The 16,023-nt window shown below is 72.4% G+C and carries 13 protein-coding genes; 5 read left to right on the top strand and 8 right to left on the bottom strand.

The annotated features are described in order from the left end of the window. Positions 1–52: 52 nt before the first annotated feature. Positions 53–1,024 (bottom strand): LysR substrate-binding domain-containing protein, encoded by a 972-nt coding sequence (locus tag ACWGB8_RS08120; RefSeq protein WP_452211398.1) that lies wholly within the window; start codon positions 1,022–1,024, stop codon positions 53–55. A 190-nt stretch (positions 1,025–1,214) separates the two neighbouring features. Between ACWGB8_RS08120 and ACWGB8_RS08115 the strand changes: the two genes are divergently transcribed. Together ACWGB8_RS08115 and ACWGB8_RS08110 are read left to right on the top strand one after the other, a co-directional pair. After that, positions 1,215–1,766: a peroxiredoxin gene (locus tag ACWGB8_RS08115; RefSeq protein ID WP_452211396.1), complete on the top strand. Its 552-nt coding sequence runs from the start codon at positions 1,215–1,217 to the stop codon at positions 1,764–1,766. 3 nt (positions 1,767–1,769) lie between these two features. Next, on the top strand, positions 1,770–2,312 hold the full coding sequence (locus tag ACWGB8_RS08110) for an alkyl hydroperoxide reductase (protein WP_452211394.1): 543 nt from the start codon (positions 1,770–1,772) through the stop codon (positions 2,310–2,312). A 77-nt stretch (positions 2,313–2,389) separates the two neighbouring features. On the opposite strand, the gene ACWGB8_RS08105 is transcribed toward ACWGB8_RS08110, so the two are convergent. The 4 genes from ACWGB8_RS08105 to ACWGB8_RS08090 all read right to left on the bottom strand — a co-directional run bounded on the left by ACWGB8_RS08105 (position 2,390) and on the right by ACWGB8_RS08090 (position 7,973). Then, complete coding sequence (locus ACWGB8_RS08105; RefSeq protein ID WP_452211392.1) at positions 2,390–3,916, bottom strand: AI-2E family transporter; 1,527 nt, start codon at positions 3,914–3,916, stop codon at positions 2,390–2,392. Positions 3,917–4,414: 498 nt separating this feature from the next. After that, complete coding sequence (locus ACWGB8_RS08100) at positions 4,415–5,134, bottom strand: aggregation-promoting factor C-terminal-like domain-containing protein (protein ID WP_452211391.1); 720 nt, start codon at positions 5,132–5,134, stop codon at positions 4,415–4,417. Between the two features lie 489 nt (positions 5,135–5,623). Beyond that, a complete protein-coding gene (locus ACWGB8_RS08095) occupies positions 5,624–6,958 on the bottom strand; it encodes a PhoH family protein (protein ID WP_452211389.1) in 1,335 nt (444 codons plus the stop codon). A 220-nt stretch (positions 6,959–7,178) separates the two neighbouring features. Beyond that, positions 7,179–7,973 carry an isoprenyl transferase gene (locus ACWGB8_RS08090; protein WP_452211387.1) on the bottom strand — a complete coding sequence of 265 codons (795 nt, stop codon included), beginning with the start codon at positions 7,971–7,973 and terminating at the stop codon, positions 7,179–7,181. 423 nt (positions 7,974–8,396) lie between these two features. Here ACWGB8_RS08090 and ACWGB8_RS08085 point away from each other — a divergent pair, with 423 nt between their 5' ends. Both ACWGB8_RS08085 and ACWGB8_RS08080 read left to right on the top strand, forming a co-directional pair. After that, positions 8,397–10,007 (top strand): chitinase, encoded by a 1,611-nt coding sequence (locus ACWGB8_RS08085; protein WP_452211385.1) that lies wholly within the window; start codon positions 8,397–8,399, stop codon positions 10,005–10,007. A gap of 176 nt (positions 10,008–10,183) precedes the next feature. Beyond that, positions 10,184–11,398 (top strand): pyridoxal phosphate-dependent aminotransferase, encoded by a 1,215-nt coding sequence (locus ACWGB8_RS08080; RefSeq protein ID WP_452211383.1) that lies wholly within the window; start codon positions 10,184–10,186, stop codon positions 11,396–11,398. A gap of 239 nt (positions 11,399–11,637) precedes the next feature. Here ACWGB8_RS08080 and ACWGB8_RS08075 read toward each other — a convergent pair whose 3' ends face one another. Beyond that, a complete protein-coding gene (locus ACWGB8_RS08075; RefSeq protein ID WP_452211381.1) occupies positions 11,638–13,464 on the bottom strand; it encodes a phosphoenolpyruvate carboxykinase (GTP) in 1,827 nt (608 codons plus the stop codon). A 284-nt stretch (positions 13,465–13,748) separates the two neighbouring features. Between ACWGB8_RS08075 and trhA the strand changes: the two genes are divergently transcribed. Beyond that, complete coding sequence (trhA, locus tag ACWGB8_RS08070; protein WP_452211380.1) at positions 13,749–14,456, top strand: PAQR family membrane homeostasis protein TrhA; 708 nt, start codon at positions 13,749–13,751, stop codon at positions 14,454–14,456. On the opposite strand, the gene ACWGB8_RS08065 is transcribed toward trhA, so the two are convergent. Further along, on the bottom strand, positions 14,427–14,771 hold the full coding sequence (locus ACWGB8_RS08065; RefSeq protein ID WP_452211378.1) for a hypothetical protein: 345 nt from the start codon (positions 14,769–14,771) through the stop codon (positions 14,427–14,429). The genes trhA and ACWGB8_RS08065 overlap by 30 nt on opposite strands. Before the next feature lie 340 nt (positions 14,772–15,111). Then, complete coding sequence (locus tag ACWGB8_RS08060; protein WP_452211376.1) at positions 15,112–16,023, bottom strand: hypothetical protein; 912 nt, start codon at positions 16,021–16,023, stop codon at positions 15,112–15,114.

The following is a 16,023-nucleotide window of genomic DNA, read 5'->3' as shown; positions in this document are numbered from 1 at the left end:
GGGCCGGACGGGCCGGACGGGCCGGACGGGCGCATCAGGACGGACCGGTGATTCAGGCCGGGACGATGCGCACCGGCAGTTCGGCCAGCACCTCGCGCAGCGAGGCGGCGAAGCGGTCGTACTCGGCGCTGCGGGCCGACCCCGGACGGGTCGCCAGCCCGATCCGCCGCCCCGGCGCGGGCGCCGCGAAGCGCACCGCGGCGAGCCGGTCGGTGCGCCCGGCCTCGACGTCCAGCGCGGTGGCCGGCAGCAGGGTGACCCCGAGCCCGCCGGCGACCAGCTGGACCAGGGTGGAGAGGCCGGCCGCCCGGGTGGTCGAGCCGTGCGGGTGCCCCCGGCCGGCCGGGTCGGCGCCCACCTCGCGGCAGATGTCGAGGGCCTGGTCGCGCAGGCAGTGCCCCTCCTCCAGCAGCAGCACCTCCAGGTCGAGCAGGACGTCGCGCGGGACGTCGACCCGGCCGGCCAGCGCGTGCCCGGGCGGGGTGACCAGGACGAAGTCCTCGTCGAACAGCGGGATGTCGCGGGTCGGCGAGGCGCCGCCCGCCGGGAGGGCGAGCAGCAGCACGTCCAGCCGGCCGCCGGACAGCCCCTCCAGCAGCGAGGAGGTGCGCTCCTCGTGGACGTGCAGCTCCAGCTCGGGGTAGCGGTCGCGGACCAGCCGGAGCACGGCGGGCAGCAGGTAGGGCGCGACGGTCGGGATGACGCCGAGGTGCAGCGGGCCGGTGAAGGGGCGGCGGGCGGCCTCCACCTCCTCGGTGAGCGCCTGCAGCGAGGCGAGCACCCGGCGTGCATGGTCGAGTACGCGCTCCCCCAATGGGGTGACAATGACCTTCCGCGTCGTACGCTCGACCAGCTGCGCGCCCAGCGCCTCCTCCAGTGCCGCGACCGCCCCGGACAGGGCCGGCTGGCTGGTGCCGGTGGCCGCGGCGGCCTCCCGGAAGTGGCGGTGCTCGGCCACCGCGACGAAGGCCCTGAGCTGGGCGACGGTGGGCGTGCGGGGGCTGCGCGGTGTGGCGTCGGCCACAGCCGGCTCGGTCCTGCGGGCGGACGCCCGGCGCGAGGTGGGCCGCGACGTCGGCTGGGAGGTATTGATAGCTCTCTCCGATCAGACACATCGAGTGTAGCTATTTCCCTGATCAGTCCACGATGTGGAATCGTAGGACGTGTCCGCAATCCGGACAAACTCCCTCAGCCACGAATCAGGAGAAGCGAACGTGCTCACGATCGGTGACAAGTTCCCCGAGTTCGAACTCAACGCCTGCGTCGACCTGGACGCCGCGAACGCGTTCGCCGAGATCAACCACAAGTCCTACGAGGGCAAGTGGAAGATCGTCTTCTTCTGGCCGATGGACTTCACCTTCGTCTGTCCGACCGAGATCGCCGCGTTCGGCAAGCTGAACGAGGAGTTCGCCGACCGCGACGCCCAGGTCCTCGGCGTCTCCGGCGACTCCGAGTTCGTGCACCACGCCTGGCGCAAGGACCACAAGGACCTGCGCGACCTGCCCTTCCCGATGCTGGCCGACGTCAAGCACGAGCTGATGCGCGCCTGCGGCGTCGAGGCCGCCGACGGCACCGCCCAGCGCGCGGTGTTCATCGTCGACCCGAACAACGAGATCCAGTTCGTCATGGTGACCGCCGGCTCCGTCGGCCGTAACCCCAAGGAGGTCCTGCGGGTGCTGGACGCCCTGCAGACCGACGAGCTGTGCCCGTGCAACTGGAACAAGGGCGAGGACACCCTCGACGCCCAGGCCCTCCTGGCGGGCTGACCCATGGCCCTCGACGAGCTGAAGTCCGCGCTGCCGGAGTACGCCAAGGACCTCAAGCTGAACCTGAGCGGGGTCATCGGCAACTCCGACCTCCCCGCCCAGCAGCTCTGGGGCACCGTGCTCGCCTGCGCGATGGCCACCCGCAGCACCGCCGTGCTGCGCGAGCTGGAGCCCGAGGCCAAGGCGAACCTGTCCCCGGAGGCGTACAACGCCGCAAAGGGCGCCGCGGCGATCATGGGCATGAACAACGTCTACTACCGGACGCTGCACCTGCTCTCCGACAAGGAGTACGGCAGCATGCGGGCCGGCCTGCGGATGAACATCATCGGCAGCCCGGGCGTCGACAAGGCCGACTTCGAGCTGTGGTGCTTCGCGGTCTCCGCGATCAACGGCTGCGGCCAGTGCCTCGACTCGCACGAGGGCGTGCTCCGCAAGGCCGGCGTCGAGCGCGAGGTCATCCAGTCCTCGCTGAAGATCGCCGCCGTGCTGCAGGCCGTCGCCGGCGTCCTGGACGCCGAGGGCGCCCTGGCCACCGTGGACGCCTGAGCCACCGCGCCACCGCACATGCGAAGGGCCCGTCCGCAGCACCTGCTGCGGACGGGCCCTTCGGCCTTCCGGTCGGGCTACTGCGTCGGCACCGCCGCCGGCGCCCCGGCCTCCGCCGGTGCCGACGCCTGGGCCGCCGCGGTCCGCTCGGCCGCCTCCCGGGCGTCGGCCAGCGCGACGAAGACCTCCTGGCCCGCCTCGTTGCGCCGGCGGACGTGCCCCACCACCGTGTTGGTGACGGCGATCAGCGGCACGGCGACGATCGCCCCGCCGATCCCGCCGATGATGGTGCCCGCCGCGACCCCGAGCACCACGCCCAGCGGGTGGACCCGCACCGCGCGGCCCAGGATCAGCGGCTGCAGCACGTGGCCCTCGATCTGCTGCACCGCGACCAGCACCACCAGCACCATCAGCGCGGTGAACGGCCCCTGGGTGACCAGCGCGATCAGCACCGCGATCGTCCCGGTGACCAGCGCGCCGACCAGCGGCACGAACGCCCCCAGGAAGATGATCACCGCCAGCGGCAGCGCCATCGGCACGCCGAGCAACTGGATGCCCACACCGATGCAGACCGCGTCGATGAAGGCCACGAAGACGGTGCCCCGCACGTACGCGGTCAGCGTCGCCCACGCCTTCGGCCCGGCCCCGGCCATCGCGTAGCGGGAGTGCGGGGGCAGCCCGCGCAGTGCCCAGTTCCAGATCTTCTCGCCGTCGTAGAGGAAGAAGAAGGTGGTGAAGAACGCCAGCAGGACGGCGGTCAGCACCTCGACGGCGATCTGGGCGCCGGTGATGCCGACCGTGGTGATCTGGTCCGAGTTGGCGCCGATGGCGCTGCTGATCTGCTTCGCGAAGTCGGTGATCTGCTGCTGGGTCAGGTGCAGGGGACCGGTGATCAGCCAGTCGCGCAGCTGGTCGACACCGTCCTGGACCCGGTTGGTGACCGTCGACAGGTTGGTCGTCACCTGCCACACCACGAACCAGCCGACCAGCCCGATCGACGCCAGGCCGCTCATGAAGGTGACCACCGCCGCCAGTCCGCGCGGGATGCCGTGCCGGCGCAGCCAGGAGACGGTGGGCTCCAGCAGGGCGGAGATCAGCAGCGAGGCGAGCACCGCGAAGGCGACCAGCTTCAGCATGTCGACGACCGTGAAGACCACGTAGAGCGCCGCCCCGAGCAGCAGCAGCCGCCAGGTCGACTCGGCGGCCACCCGCAGGCCCCAGGGCACCGCCTCGGCCGGGGTGGCGGGCCGCCCGGGGTGCAGCTCCCGCCCGGTCGGGGCGTACCGGGCCGGCGCGGTCGGGGGGTGGACGGGGGCCGGCGCCGCGACCGGGGCGGCGGGCGGCGCCGGCGGCTGCCCCCTGACCTCCGACCCGGCCGTCGCCTCGACCACCGACCCGGCGGGCACCGCGGGCAGCGGGGCCGGCGGCGCAGCGGACGCCGCGTCGGCCGCCCGGGCGCGCTGCTCGGGCACCGGCGGTTCGGCCGGCTCGTCGTAGTCGGCCGCCATCGCGGCGCGCCGGCGCCGCTCGATGACGGCCGCCGCGCCGGCGACCACGGCCGCGCCCTTGGCCGCAGCTCTGAAGACCTTTCCGCCCCGCGCCATTCCCACTACCCGCCGCTCCCCGTTCGGCCGCCGTGCCCCGGCGGTACGCCGCGGTTCGTGCCGCGGCCGTCAGGGAGACGCTACCCGTCCCCGGTGCGGGGGTTCAGCCCGGCGACCGGCTTGCCCGGGAATCGTCCGTCGGGCCGGGCCGCCCGCCGACCGGCCATATCGGGCCAAACGGCGCGGGTGGGATGGTTTCAGGCGCGCGGCAACGGGGAGGTACCGGGACGAACGACGGTGCCTCCCACCGGGCCGATCCGGCACCCCCCGAGCCAACTGTCGGCGGACCGGCCGGTGCGGGAAGCAACCAGGACCCCTTCCCGCGCCCCGCGTCCGCACCCAGGACCGCACCGCCCGCGAGCGCACTGGTCAGCGCAGCCCGGGCGGCGCGGCCCGCTCCTGTGCGACACCCGCCGCGGCCCGGCGGACATGCGTCGGCCCCGGCCGCAGCATGTGCGGTCGGGGCCGAGGCGGAGGTACGGGAGGTACCGGGCCGGTCTAGTACCAGTGGTGCGACTGCCAGAACGACCAGGCGCCACAGGGGCTGCCGTAGCGGCTGTTCATGTAGTTCAGGCCCCACTTGATCTGCGTCGCGGGGTTGGTGCGCCAGTCGGCACCGGCCGAGGCCATCTTCGTGCCGGGCAGCGCCTGGACGAGGCCGTACGCGCCGGAGCTCGGGTTGGTGGCCGTGTAGTTCCAGCCGCTCTCGCGCTTCACGATCTGGCTGAAGCACTGGAACTGCGCGTCGTTGCCGACGATCTCCTGGGCGAGCGCCTGGACCGAGCCCGGGGTGACCGAGACCGGCGGGGCCGCGGTGGTGGCGGACATCGCCGAGCGGGCCTTGGCGCGGCTGGCCTCCTCGGCCTTCCGCTTCTCCTCGGCGGCCTTCGCCTCCTGGGCGGCCTTCTCGGCCTTCTCCGCGTCGGCCTTGGCCTGCGCGTCGGCGGCGGCCTTCTGGCGAGCGGCCTCCTCGGCAGCCTTCTTCGCAGCGGCGTCGGCGGACGCCTGCTGCGCGGAGGCCTGCTGGCTGAAGTTGTCGCTGATGGTCTGCGCCTGGGCGCCTGAGGGGACTTCGGCAAGCAGCGTCGCGCCGGCCAGATCTATCGTCTGGGTCGACTTGCCGCCCTCGCTGCCCGAGGCCACACCCACGACGGCACCGACAGCGGTGACCGCGGTGGCGGAGGCCACAGCAACTCCCCGGACCGAGATCCGAGTCACATGGATTCCTTCCAGCATCGCCCATGCGTGACCGTACGGGCGCAACATGCCCCTTGGCGCTGTCCTCCGTACGGTGCTGGTCACGGGAGGTACTGACCCGGCGTCCGGTCGCGGTGGGCGACCGGGCGTTTCGATCGGGCGGCGTACGGCCTATCGGTGTTCAATTGTGCGTCCACCGACCGTAGTTGGCGGACCATCCGGGCCGACTTCCGCCGTGGCGGGAGCCTGCCGCGCCGTACGCGGGGCCTGACAGATCCCTCACCATGCCGCACCGGGCACTGTCGACGCAATTCCCTGTTGCGTGGCGCATCTCACATTCACCGCGCTGGAGTTCCCGGGACAGAAAGCACTCGATGTGATGAAAGGGGCAGGGCCCGCTCCATCAGGAGCGGGCCCTGCCCACAGAGTTGAGCGAATTGTCCGGCTTTGCCCCGATCCGTCACCGGCTCGGAGCCGCACCGCCCACCGGGGCGGTCCGGACCCGGCGGGTCACGGCTGGACGTCCTCCAGCATCTCGGTGACCAGCGCCGCGATCGGCGAACGCTCGGATCGGGTGAGGGTGATGTGGGCGAACAGCGGATGCCCCTTCAGCTTCTCCACCACCGCCACCACCCCGTCGTACCGGCCGACCCGCAGGTTGTCCCGCTGGGCGACGTCGTGGGTGAGCACCACCCGCGACCCCTGGCCGATCCGCGAGAGCACCGTCAGCAGGACGTTGCGCTCCAGCGACTGCGCCTCGTCCACGATCACGAACGCGTCGTGCAGCGACCGGCCCCGGATGTGGGTGAGCGGCAGGACCTCCAGCATCCCGCGGGAGATCACCTCCTCGATCACCGCCGGCGTCGTCACCGCCGACAGGGTGTCGAAGACCGCCTGCGCCCAGGGGCTCATCTTCTCCGACTCCGAGCCCGGCAGATAGCCCAGCTCCTGGCCGCCCACCGCGTACAGCGGCCGGAAGACCATCACCTTCCGGTGCTGCTGGCGCTCCAGCACGGCCTCCAGCCCCGCGCACAGCGCCAGCGCGGACTTGCCGGTGCCCGCCCGGCCGCCCATCGACACGATGCCGACCTCCGGGTCGAGCAGCAGGTCCAGCGCGACCCGCTGCTCGGCACTGCGCCCGCGCAGCCCGAACGCCTCCCGGTCCCCGCGCACCAGCCGCACCCGGCCGTCCCCGGTGACCCGGCCCAGCGCCCGCCCCCGCTCCGAGGTGAGCACCAGTCCGGTGTGGACCGGCAGGTCCTCCGCGCCCTCCACGTCCACTCCGGCCTCGTGGCCCGCCCCGAACAGCGCGTCCACCTGGTCCGCGGGAACCTGCAGCTCCGACATGCCCGTCCAGCCCGAGGTGATCGCCAGCTCGGCCCGGTACTCCTCGGCCAGCAGCCCCACCGAGCTCGCCTTGATCCGCAGCGGCAGGTCCTTGGAGACCACCGTGACGTCGTACCCCTCGGCCTGCAGGTTCCGCGCCACCGCCAGGATGCGGGTGTCGGACTCCCCGCCCCCCGCCCGGTACCCGGCCGGCAGTATCGACGGGTCGGAGTGGTTGAGCTCCACCCGGATCGTGCCGCCCAGCTCGCCCACCGGGATCGGCTCGTCCAGGCGCCCGTGCCGGATCCGGTAGTCGTCGAGCAACCGCAGCGCCTGGCGGGCGAAGTAGCCCAGCTCCGGGTGGTGCCGCTTGGCCTCCAGCTCGGTGACCACCACCACCGGCAGGACGACCTCGTGCTCCTCGAAGCGCGTCATGGCGAGCGGGTCGGCCAGGAGCACGCTGGTGTCGAGAACGTACGTGCGCCGGTCTGGTGTCCGGCGGCTCTTGGAACTGACCACTAGGCCTCCAGGGCGGATGACCCTGCGTCATCCGCGGCAACCCGGCCCCCGCTGCCCCGGTGGCCTCGGGGCCGGTCTGAAGGGAGTATTCCCAGGCGAGGGGCGGTGCATTCGCGCCCCGGGCGAACTGACGGATCATTGCCGGTGAACGTTTGCCCCCGCCACGGGACCGGGTACGCCAGCTCTACTGGAGACCTTCCGGCCCAGGGCCTGCCCGGCCCTAGAGACCCAACCGCCGGTTCCGCTGCTCGAACGCGCGCAGCGCCCGCAGGAAGTCGACCTTCCGGAAGGCCGGCCAGTACGCCTCGCAGAAGTAGAACTCGCTGTGCGCGCTCTGCCAGAGCAGGAACCCGGACAGCCGCTGCTCGCCGGAGGTGCGGATCACCAGGTCGGGGTCGGGCTGGCCCTTGGTGTACAGGTGCTCGGCGATGTGCTCGACGTCGAGGACCTCGGCCAGTTCCTCGATCGAGGTGCCGCGCTCGGCGTGCTCCTGGAGCAGCGAGCGGACGGCGTCCGCGATCTCGTGCCGGCCGCCATAGCCGACCGCCACGTTGACGGTGATGCCCTCGATGCCGGCGGTCTCCTCGGCGGCCCGCTTGAGCACGTCGGCGGTGTGCTGCGGCAGCAGGTCCAGCGCGCCCACCGGGTGGATCCGCCAGCGGCGGGCCTCGGCCAGGCCGGTCACCGCGTCCTCGATGATCCCGAGCAGCGGCACGAGTTCCTCGGCCGGGCGGGAGAGGTTGTCGGTGGAGAGCATCCACAGGGTGACGACCTTGACGTGGGTCTCGTCGCACCAGCCGAGGAACTCGGTGATCTTGTCGGCACCGCGGCGGTGGCCGTACGCGGTGGAGCCGCCGGTGGCCTTGGCCCAGCGGCGGTTGCCGTCGAGGATCACCCCGATGTGGTCCGGGGTGCGGGCGAGGTGCACCTCGACCCGGCGGCCGTACAGGCCGTACATACCGTCCAGCAGGGTACGCAGCCCCGGTGTCCGTTCGACGACATCGCGCAGACCCATGGTTTTCGGCCCCTCCGTACTCTTCCCCGGTGTGCGTCACAGCCCCCGGCGCAGCCTACTCCCGCCCGGAGCCACCCGGTAAAGCCGCAGGCCACGGTCCGGTCACGGTCTCGTACTGGGTCTGTGCCGACAGGCGCGGCGGAGGTGGCCGGAACCCGTCCGGGCCCGCGCCCGGGGCGTCCGCCGGGGGCGGCCGCGGCCCGGATACGGAACGGTCTCCGCTTCCTTAAGGGTTCCGTAAGCCGACCGTTCAATGCTTGACGACCCCTTGTGGTCTAGTCCAGCTTGTGACCCAGGGCGGAACACGGCACCGAGCGGTCGCCGGCCCCGCCCGCAGGCAGTACTGCGGACCTCCCCTCCCCCACACGAGGCCGCCGCGCCCCCCACCGCGGCGGCCTCCCCTCCCCCAGGAGCGTCACCTCCATGGCCCGTACGCTGAACCAGCCCGCGCACCGGCGCCGGCGCACCCCCCTCCCGGCCCTCGCGGCCGGCGCCACCGCCCTCGCCGTGGCCGGCAGCGGCCTGGCGCTGTTCGCCGGCGGCGCCAACGCGGCCGTGGGCGACCTGGTCGTCAACGGCGGCTTCGAGAGCGGCCTCGGCGGCTGGACCTGTACCGGTGCGGCCACCGCCGTCGCCTCCCCGGCGCACTCCGGCACCGGCGCGCTGCAGGCCGCGCCGGGCGCCGCGGACACCGCCGAGTGCACCCAGACGGTCAGCGTTCTCCCCAACACCAGCTACACGCTCAGCGGCTGGGTGCAGGGCCCGTACACCTACCTCGGCGCCCGCGGCACCGGCGGCACCGACCCGAGCGCCTGGTCGAACCAGAACAGCTGGAACCAGCTCTCCACCACCTTCACCACGGGTGCGACCACCAACAGCGTCACCCTCTACCTGCACGGCTGGTACGGGCAGGGCGCCTACAACGCCGACGACGTCACGCTGACCGGTCCGGCCGGCACCGCCTCCCCGACCCCCACCCGGACGGCGACGCCCACCCCCACCGCGACGGCCACGGCCACCACCACCGCCTCGCCGACGGCCACCGCGACGCCGACCCCCACCGCGACCGCGACGGCCACCCAGACGGCGACCCCCACCCCCACCGCGACCAGCACCGGCAACCCCAACACCGGCCTGCCCAAGCACGTGGTCACCGGCTACTGGCACAACTTCGACAACAAGGGCAACAACCTCCAGCGGCTGAGCGACGTCCAGAGCGCGTACGACATCATCGCGGTCTCCTTCGCCGACGCCGTCGCCAACCGCCCCGGCGCGATCACCTTCAAGCTCGACCCGGAGCTCTCCGCGGGCCTCGGCGGCTACACCGACGCCCAGTTCCGGGCGGACGTGAAGGCCAAGCAGGCGGCCGGCAAGAAGGTCATCATCTCCATCGGCGGCCAGAACGGCATGATCCACATCAATGACGCCGCCGCCGCGTCCGCCTTCGTCGAGACCGCCCACGCGGTGATCAAGGACTACGGCTTCGACGGCCTCGACGTCGACCTGGAGAACGGCCTCAACGCGAACTTCCTGGCCGACGCGCTGCACGCGCTGCAGGCCAAGGTCGGCCCGGGCTTCATCCTGACCATGGCCCCGGAGACCATCGGGATGTACTCCACCGCCGGCTCCTACTTCCAGCTGGCGCTGAAGACCAAGGACATCCTGACCGTCGTCAACACCCAGTTCTACAACTCGGGCGGCATGAACGGCTGCGACGGCAAGGTCTACAACCAGGGCACCATCGACTTCATCACCGCCCAGGTCTGCACCCACATCCAGGGCGGCCTGCGGCCCGACCAGGTCGGCATCGGCGTCCCCGCCTCCACCAAGGCGGCCGGCGGCGGCTACGTCGCCCCGAGCGTGGTCAACAACGCGCTGGACTGCCTCGCCACCGGCAACAGCTGCGGCAGCTTCGTCCCGCCGGCCAAGTGGCCGACCATCCGCGGCGCGATGACCTGGTCCACCAACTGGGACTCCACCAACGGCAACGCGTTCTCCAACGCGGTCGGCCCGTTCGTCCACTCCATGCCGTAATCCCCCCGGCGCGCCGCTCCTTGAGGGTGGGGCCCGCGCGCCGACCGGGGCCCGTCGCACCGATCCGGTGCGACGGGCCCCGTGCTTTCCTCCGACGTTCCGCCGCCCGCGGGCCCGCGACCACGTGTCCCACGACACGCGCCCGCGGTACCCCGGGCCCCGTAAAGTAGGCAGGCATGCAGGTCATCCAGTCCAGCAAGCTCGCCAATGTCTGCTACGACATCCGCGGTCCGGTGCTCGACGAGGCGATGCGGCTGGAGGAACAGGGCCACCGCATCCTGAAGCTCAACACCGGCAACCCCGCCGTGTTCGGCTTCGAGGCGCCCCCGGAGATCCTCCAGGACATCCTGCGCAACCTCGCGGGCGCGCACGGGTACGGCGACTCCAAGGGCCTGCTCTCCGCGCGCCGCGCGGTGGTCATGCACTACGAGGAGCGCGGCCTGCACGGCCTCTCGGTCGAGGACGTCTTCCTCGGCAACGGCGTCTCCGAGCTGATCCAGCTCGCCATGACCGCCCTGCTGGACGACGGCGACGAGGTGCTCGTCCCCGCGCCGGACTACCCGCTCTGGACGGCCTCGGTCTCGCTGGCCGGCGGCACCGCGGTGCACTACCGCTGCGACGAGCAGTCCGAGTGGTACCCCGATCTCGCCGACATCGAGTCCAAGGTCACCGACCGGACCAGGGCGATCGTGGTGATCAACCCGAACAACCCGACCGGCGCGGTCTACCCCCGCGAGATCCTGGAGGGCCTGGTCGAGATCGCCCGCCGGCACAAGCTGGTGGTCTACGCGGACGAGATCTACGACAAGATCCTCTACGACGACGCCGAGCACACCCCGCTGGCCACGCTGGCCCCGGACCTCTTCTGCGTCACCTTCAACGGGATGTCCAAGTCCTACCGGGTGGCGGGCTTCCGCTCCGGCTGGATGGTCCTCTCCGGCGACCGGCACCGCGCCCGCAGCTACATCGAGGGCCTGACGGTGCTCGCCTCCATGCGGCTGTGCGCCAACATGCCGGCCCAGCACGCGGTGGCCGCGGCGCTCGGCGGCCGGCAGTCGATCAAGGACCTGGTGCTGCCCGGCGGCCGGCTGCTGGAGTCCAGGGACGCCGCGTACCAGCTGCTCAACGACATCCCGGGCGTCAGCTGCGTGAAGCCGAAGGGCGCGCTGTACGCCTTCCCCCGGCTGGACCCGAAGGTCTACAAGATCAAGGACGACGCGCAGATGGTCCTCGACCTGCTGCGCGCCCAGCGCATCCTGGTCGTCCAGGGCACCGGCTTCAACTGGCCCGAGCCGGACCACTTCCGGCTGGTCACCCTGCCGCGCGCGGAGGAGATCACCGACGCCGTCACCCGGATCGGTGATTTCCTGAGCGGCTACGCCCAGCCCTGAGCGACGCGGGCCGGAGCGACGCGGGCCCGAGCGGCTCGGGCCCTGACGACACAGCCCCGAGCGGCTGCACCCGGCCGCGGCCCGAGCGGCCCCGGAACGGACTACGGCCGGAGCCCCGGTCCGGACGATCTCCTTGGTCGGGGAAAGATCGTCCGGCGGTGCTCCGGCCGTCCTGTCGCCGGGCGGTGCGCGATTCGTGCCACGCACCGCCCGTTACTCACCGCGGTTGAGGCTCAGGCTCAGCCGAGGCGGGCGACGAGGTCTCGGTACTCGTCCCACAGCTCCTTGGGCGTGTGGTCGCCGAACAGCTCCAGGTGGGCCGGCACGAGCGCGGCCTCCTGGCGCCAGATGTCGGCGTCGACGGTGAACAGGAGGTCGAGGTCCTCCTTGGACAGCTCCAGGCCCGTCAGGTCGAAGCCCTCGACGGTCGGCAGCACGCCGATCGGGGTCTCGACGCCCGCGCCGTTGCCCTCCAGGCGCTCGACGATCCACTTGAGCACGCGGCTGTTCTCGCCGTAGCCCGGCCAGACGAACTTGCCCGCGCCGTTCTTGCGGAACCAGTTCACGTAGTAGATCTTGGGGAGCTTGGCGGCGTCCGCCTCCGCGCCGATCTTCAGCCAGTGGGCGAAGTAGTCGCCCATGTTGTAGCCGCAGAACGGCAGCATCGCGAACGGGTCGCGGCGCAGCTCGCCGACGGTGCCCTCCTGGGCGGCGGTCTTCTCGGAGGCGATGTTCGCGCCGAGGAAGACGCCGTGCTGCCAGCCGAAGGACTCGGTGACCAGCGGGACGGCGGTGGCGCGGCGGCCGCCGAAGAGGATCGCCGAGATCGGGACGCCCGCCGGGTCCTCCCACTCGGGGGCGATCGTCGGGCACTGCGCGGCCGGGACGGCGAAGCGGGCGTTCGGGTGGGCCGCCGGGGTGCCGGACTCCGGGGTCCAGTCGTTGCCGCGCCAGTCGGTGAGGTGGGCCGGGAGCTCGTCGGTGAGGCCCTCCCACCACACGTCGCCGTCGTCGGTGAGGGCGACGTTGGTGAAGACCGTGTTGCCCCACAGGGTGTCGATGGCGTTGGCGTTGGTGTCCTTGCCGGTGCCGGGGGCCACGCCGAAGAAGCCGGCCTCCGGGTTGATGGCGTAGAGCCGGCCGTCGGCGCCGAAGCGCATCCAGGCGATGTCGTCGCCGATCGTCTCGACCTTCCAGCCCTCGATGGTCGGCTGGAGCATGGCCAGGTTGGTCTTGCCGCAGGCCGACGGGAAGGCCGCCGCGACGTACTTGGCCTCGCCGCTCGGCGGGGTCAGCTTGAGGACGAGCATGTGCTCGGCCAGCCAGCCCTCGTCGCGCGCCATCGTCGAGGCGATGCGCAGCGCGTAGCACTTCTTGCCGAGCAGGGCGTTGCCGCCGTAGCCGGAGCCGAAGGACCAGATCTCCTTGGTCTCCGGGAAGTGCGAGATGTACTTGGTGCTGTTGCACGGCCACGGGACGTCCGCCTCGCCCTCGCCGAGCGGGGCCCCGACGGTGTGCACCGCCTTGACGAAGTCACCGTCCTCGCCGAGCTGGTCGATCACGGCGTTGCCCATGCGGGTCATCACGCGCATCGACACCGCGACGTACGGGGAGTCGGTGATCTCGACGCCGTACGCGGCCAGCGGGGAGCCGACCGGCCCCATCGAGAAGGGCACGACGTACATCGTGCGGCCCTTCATCGCGCCGCGGAACAGGCCGCTGTCGCCCTGGAAGACCTCGCGCATCTCGGCGGGGGCCTTCCAGTTGTTGGTCGGGCCCGCGTCCTTCTCCTGCTCGGAGCAGATGTAGGTGCGGTCCTCCACGCGCGCCACGTCCGTGGGGTCCGAGGCGGCGTAGTACGAGTTGGGGCGCTTCTCCTCGTTGAGCTTCTTGAAGGTGCCCTGAGCCACCAGCAGGTCCGCGAGGCGCTGGAACTCCTCCTCGGAACCGTCGCACCACTCGATGCGCTCCGGCTGGGTCAGCTCCGCGATCTCGCTCACCCAGGCCAGCAGACGCTTGTGACGGGTGGGCGCGGATGCGCTGTGAGCAGAGTTCTCGTACGACACGATCGCTCCGTTTCACGCCATCCCGGCGGGGAGACGGCGTAGCGGGGGTTTGAGGGTGCTTGCAGCGTAGCTCCGGCCACCGGGCCCGAATACGGCGCATCGGTGAAATTGGCGCTTTCTTTACTACTCCATGGATAGTTTCCGGCCGGTAACTAGGCGCTCCCGTCCGCCCTCGACCCCTCGAACACCCCTCTCGAACACTCCAAAACGTCCAAGAGTGACCATCGCCACTTCCTACCTGGAGGTAACCTACGGTTCCGTAAGTAGTCGCTACGATGCTGCCCATGACTGCTGAGCTCGCACGGAGCGCGGAGAGCGCCGGGATCGCCGGGACCGGCACCGACACGTTGGCGGAGATCAAGCCGAAGTGGCGCGGCTGGCTGCACGCCGGGATGTTCCCCGCCACCGTCGCCGCCGGGATCGTGCTGATCTGCCTGGCCGACTCACCGGCCGCCAAGGCCGCCTGCGCGGTCTACTCGGTCAGCGCCTGGCTGCTGTTCGGGGTGAGCGCGGTCTACCACCGCTTCGACTGGGGCCCGCGCGGCGACGCCGTCCTGCGCCGGCTCGACCACGCCAACATCTTCCTGATCATCGCCGGCACCTACACCCCGTTCACCATCCTGCTGCTGGACGGCGCCGCCCGGCAGCTGCTGCTCTGGGCGGTCTGGGGCGGCGCGCTGGCGGGCATCGCGTTCCGGGTGTTCTGGGTCGGCGCCCCGCGCTGGCTCTACACCCCGGTCTACCTCGCGCTCGGCTGGGCCGCCGCGTTCTTCCTGCCGGACTTCCTGCGCACCGGCGGCGTGGCCGTCCTGGTGCTGATGATCGTCGGCGGGGTCCTCTACAGCCTCGGCGGCGTGGTGTACGGACTCAAGCGGCCCAACCCCTCACCCCGCTGGTTCGGCTTCCACGAGGTGTTCCACGCCTTCACCCTCGGCGCCTTCATCGTGCAGTACGTCGGCGTCTCACTGGTGGCGTACAGCGTCACCGACTGAACCGGGCAGCCCCGGGCGGGCGGCCGACCGGCCGTGCGCCCGGGCGTCCAGCGCCTCGCGGGCCCGGCGGCAGCGCTCGCAGTGCGCCGCATCCGGCCTGCCGGAGGGCGTGCGGTGGCCGCGCGGCAGCACCGGCGCGCGGTTGGCCCGCCAGCGCCGCGCCACGTAGACCATGAGCAGCAGCGTCTCCACCCCGGCGACCGTCAGCACCAGCGCGGCGCCGTTGATCAGATAGGCCGCGACCACGGCCAGCGCGGATCCCACCACCACGGCGGCGCCCCAGATCTGGGCGACGCCCGACTCGTTGTCGGCCATTCCTCGGCTCCCCTTCTCGTGCGCCGGGCTCGTGGTCGGCTCCTGCCGCCCCACCCCATCTCCGCTCTCGGCACGCAACGGTCAGCACTGACCGATTGCCACATGGTATCTACCGACAGTGACCCGACCACCCCCCGGGGCGGCGAACGCCAGATCAACGTTGCGTCAATTCCACGTGCGGAACCCGCACTTCAGGGACACAGCACCGAGTGTCACCGATCGGGCACGCACCGCCCGGGCCGGAAGGGGGCCGCCACGGGGAGTGACGTGCTCCGCACAAAACACCGACGGGCGGGTGGCGAAGTCCGCCACCCGCCCGTCGGGCCGTGCCCGGCCGGTCCTACCGGCTCCGCCGGGAGCCCGCCCGGCGGCGCACCGCGGCGCCCGCGCCCACCAGCACGGTGGCGCCCAGGGCGGCGGCCGCGGTGGCGGCGGGCAGCGAACCGCCGCCGCCGCCCGCCGCCCCGGAGGCGGCCTCCGGTCCGTAGCCGCCGCCCTTCCCGGCCCGGTCGTACGCCGAACCGGGCAGCTTGTCGCCGTACCGCCGCGCGACCAGCTCCTGGTACCCGGCCAGGCTCACCCCGGCCTCGCCGACCGAGCGGCGGCCGGCCTCGTCCAGCGGCAGCACCCGGCCGTCGCGCAGCACGTACCAGGCGCCGAGCTGCGGCTCGCGGAACGCCGTACCGCCGCCGCCCGCCGCGGCGCGGGCCGCGTAGTCGGTCTCGTCGCCGCCCGAGGCGATGTTGACCACCCGCCAGCCGTCGCCCTGGCGGACCGTCCAGACCGAGGCGGACCGGCCGTCGGCCGCCACCGCCTTGCTCGCGGTGAACTCGGCCCGGGCCACCGGGGCGCCCGCGCGGCCGGCCACGAAGCCCGCGTCCAGCGTGTAGACCGGCACGGTCTCGCCGACCAGGCGCGGTGTTGCCTGCGGTGTTGCCTGCGGTGCGGCCTGCGGTGCCCCGTTCGAGGCCGCCTGCGGGGCCTTGCCGGCCCGGCCCGCCGGGCCTGCGGCGGCTCCGGCTCCGGCTCCGGCGAAGAACTGCCCGAGCCGGTCCAGCACCGCCGGGCTCTGGGCCGCCGCGCGGGCCTGCGCCAGGTCGGCGGCGGCCACCGGCGCGGGGGCGCCGCCGCCGGGGGCTCCGGCGGGGGCGCCGTCCGCCTGAGCGGCCGGGGCGAGGGTCAGGCCGAGCCCCGCTGCGAGCAGCAGGGCGGCGGCCGAGCGGAGCAGGGCGTCCTTGCGGATGTCAGTCAT

The sequence above is a fragment of the Kitasatospora sp. NPDC054939 genome (assembly GCF_053610105.1).
Note: the sequence above shows the minus strand (reverse complement) of the source record. Positions and strands in the feature narration are given on the sequence as shown.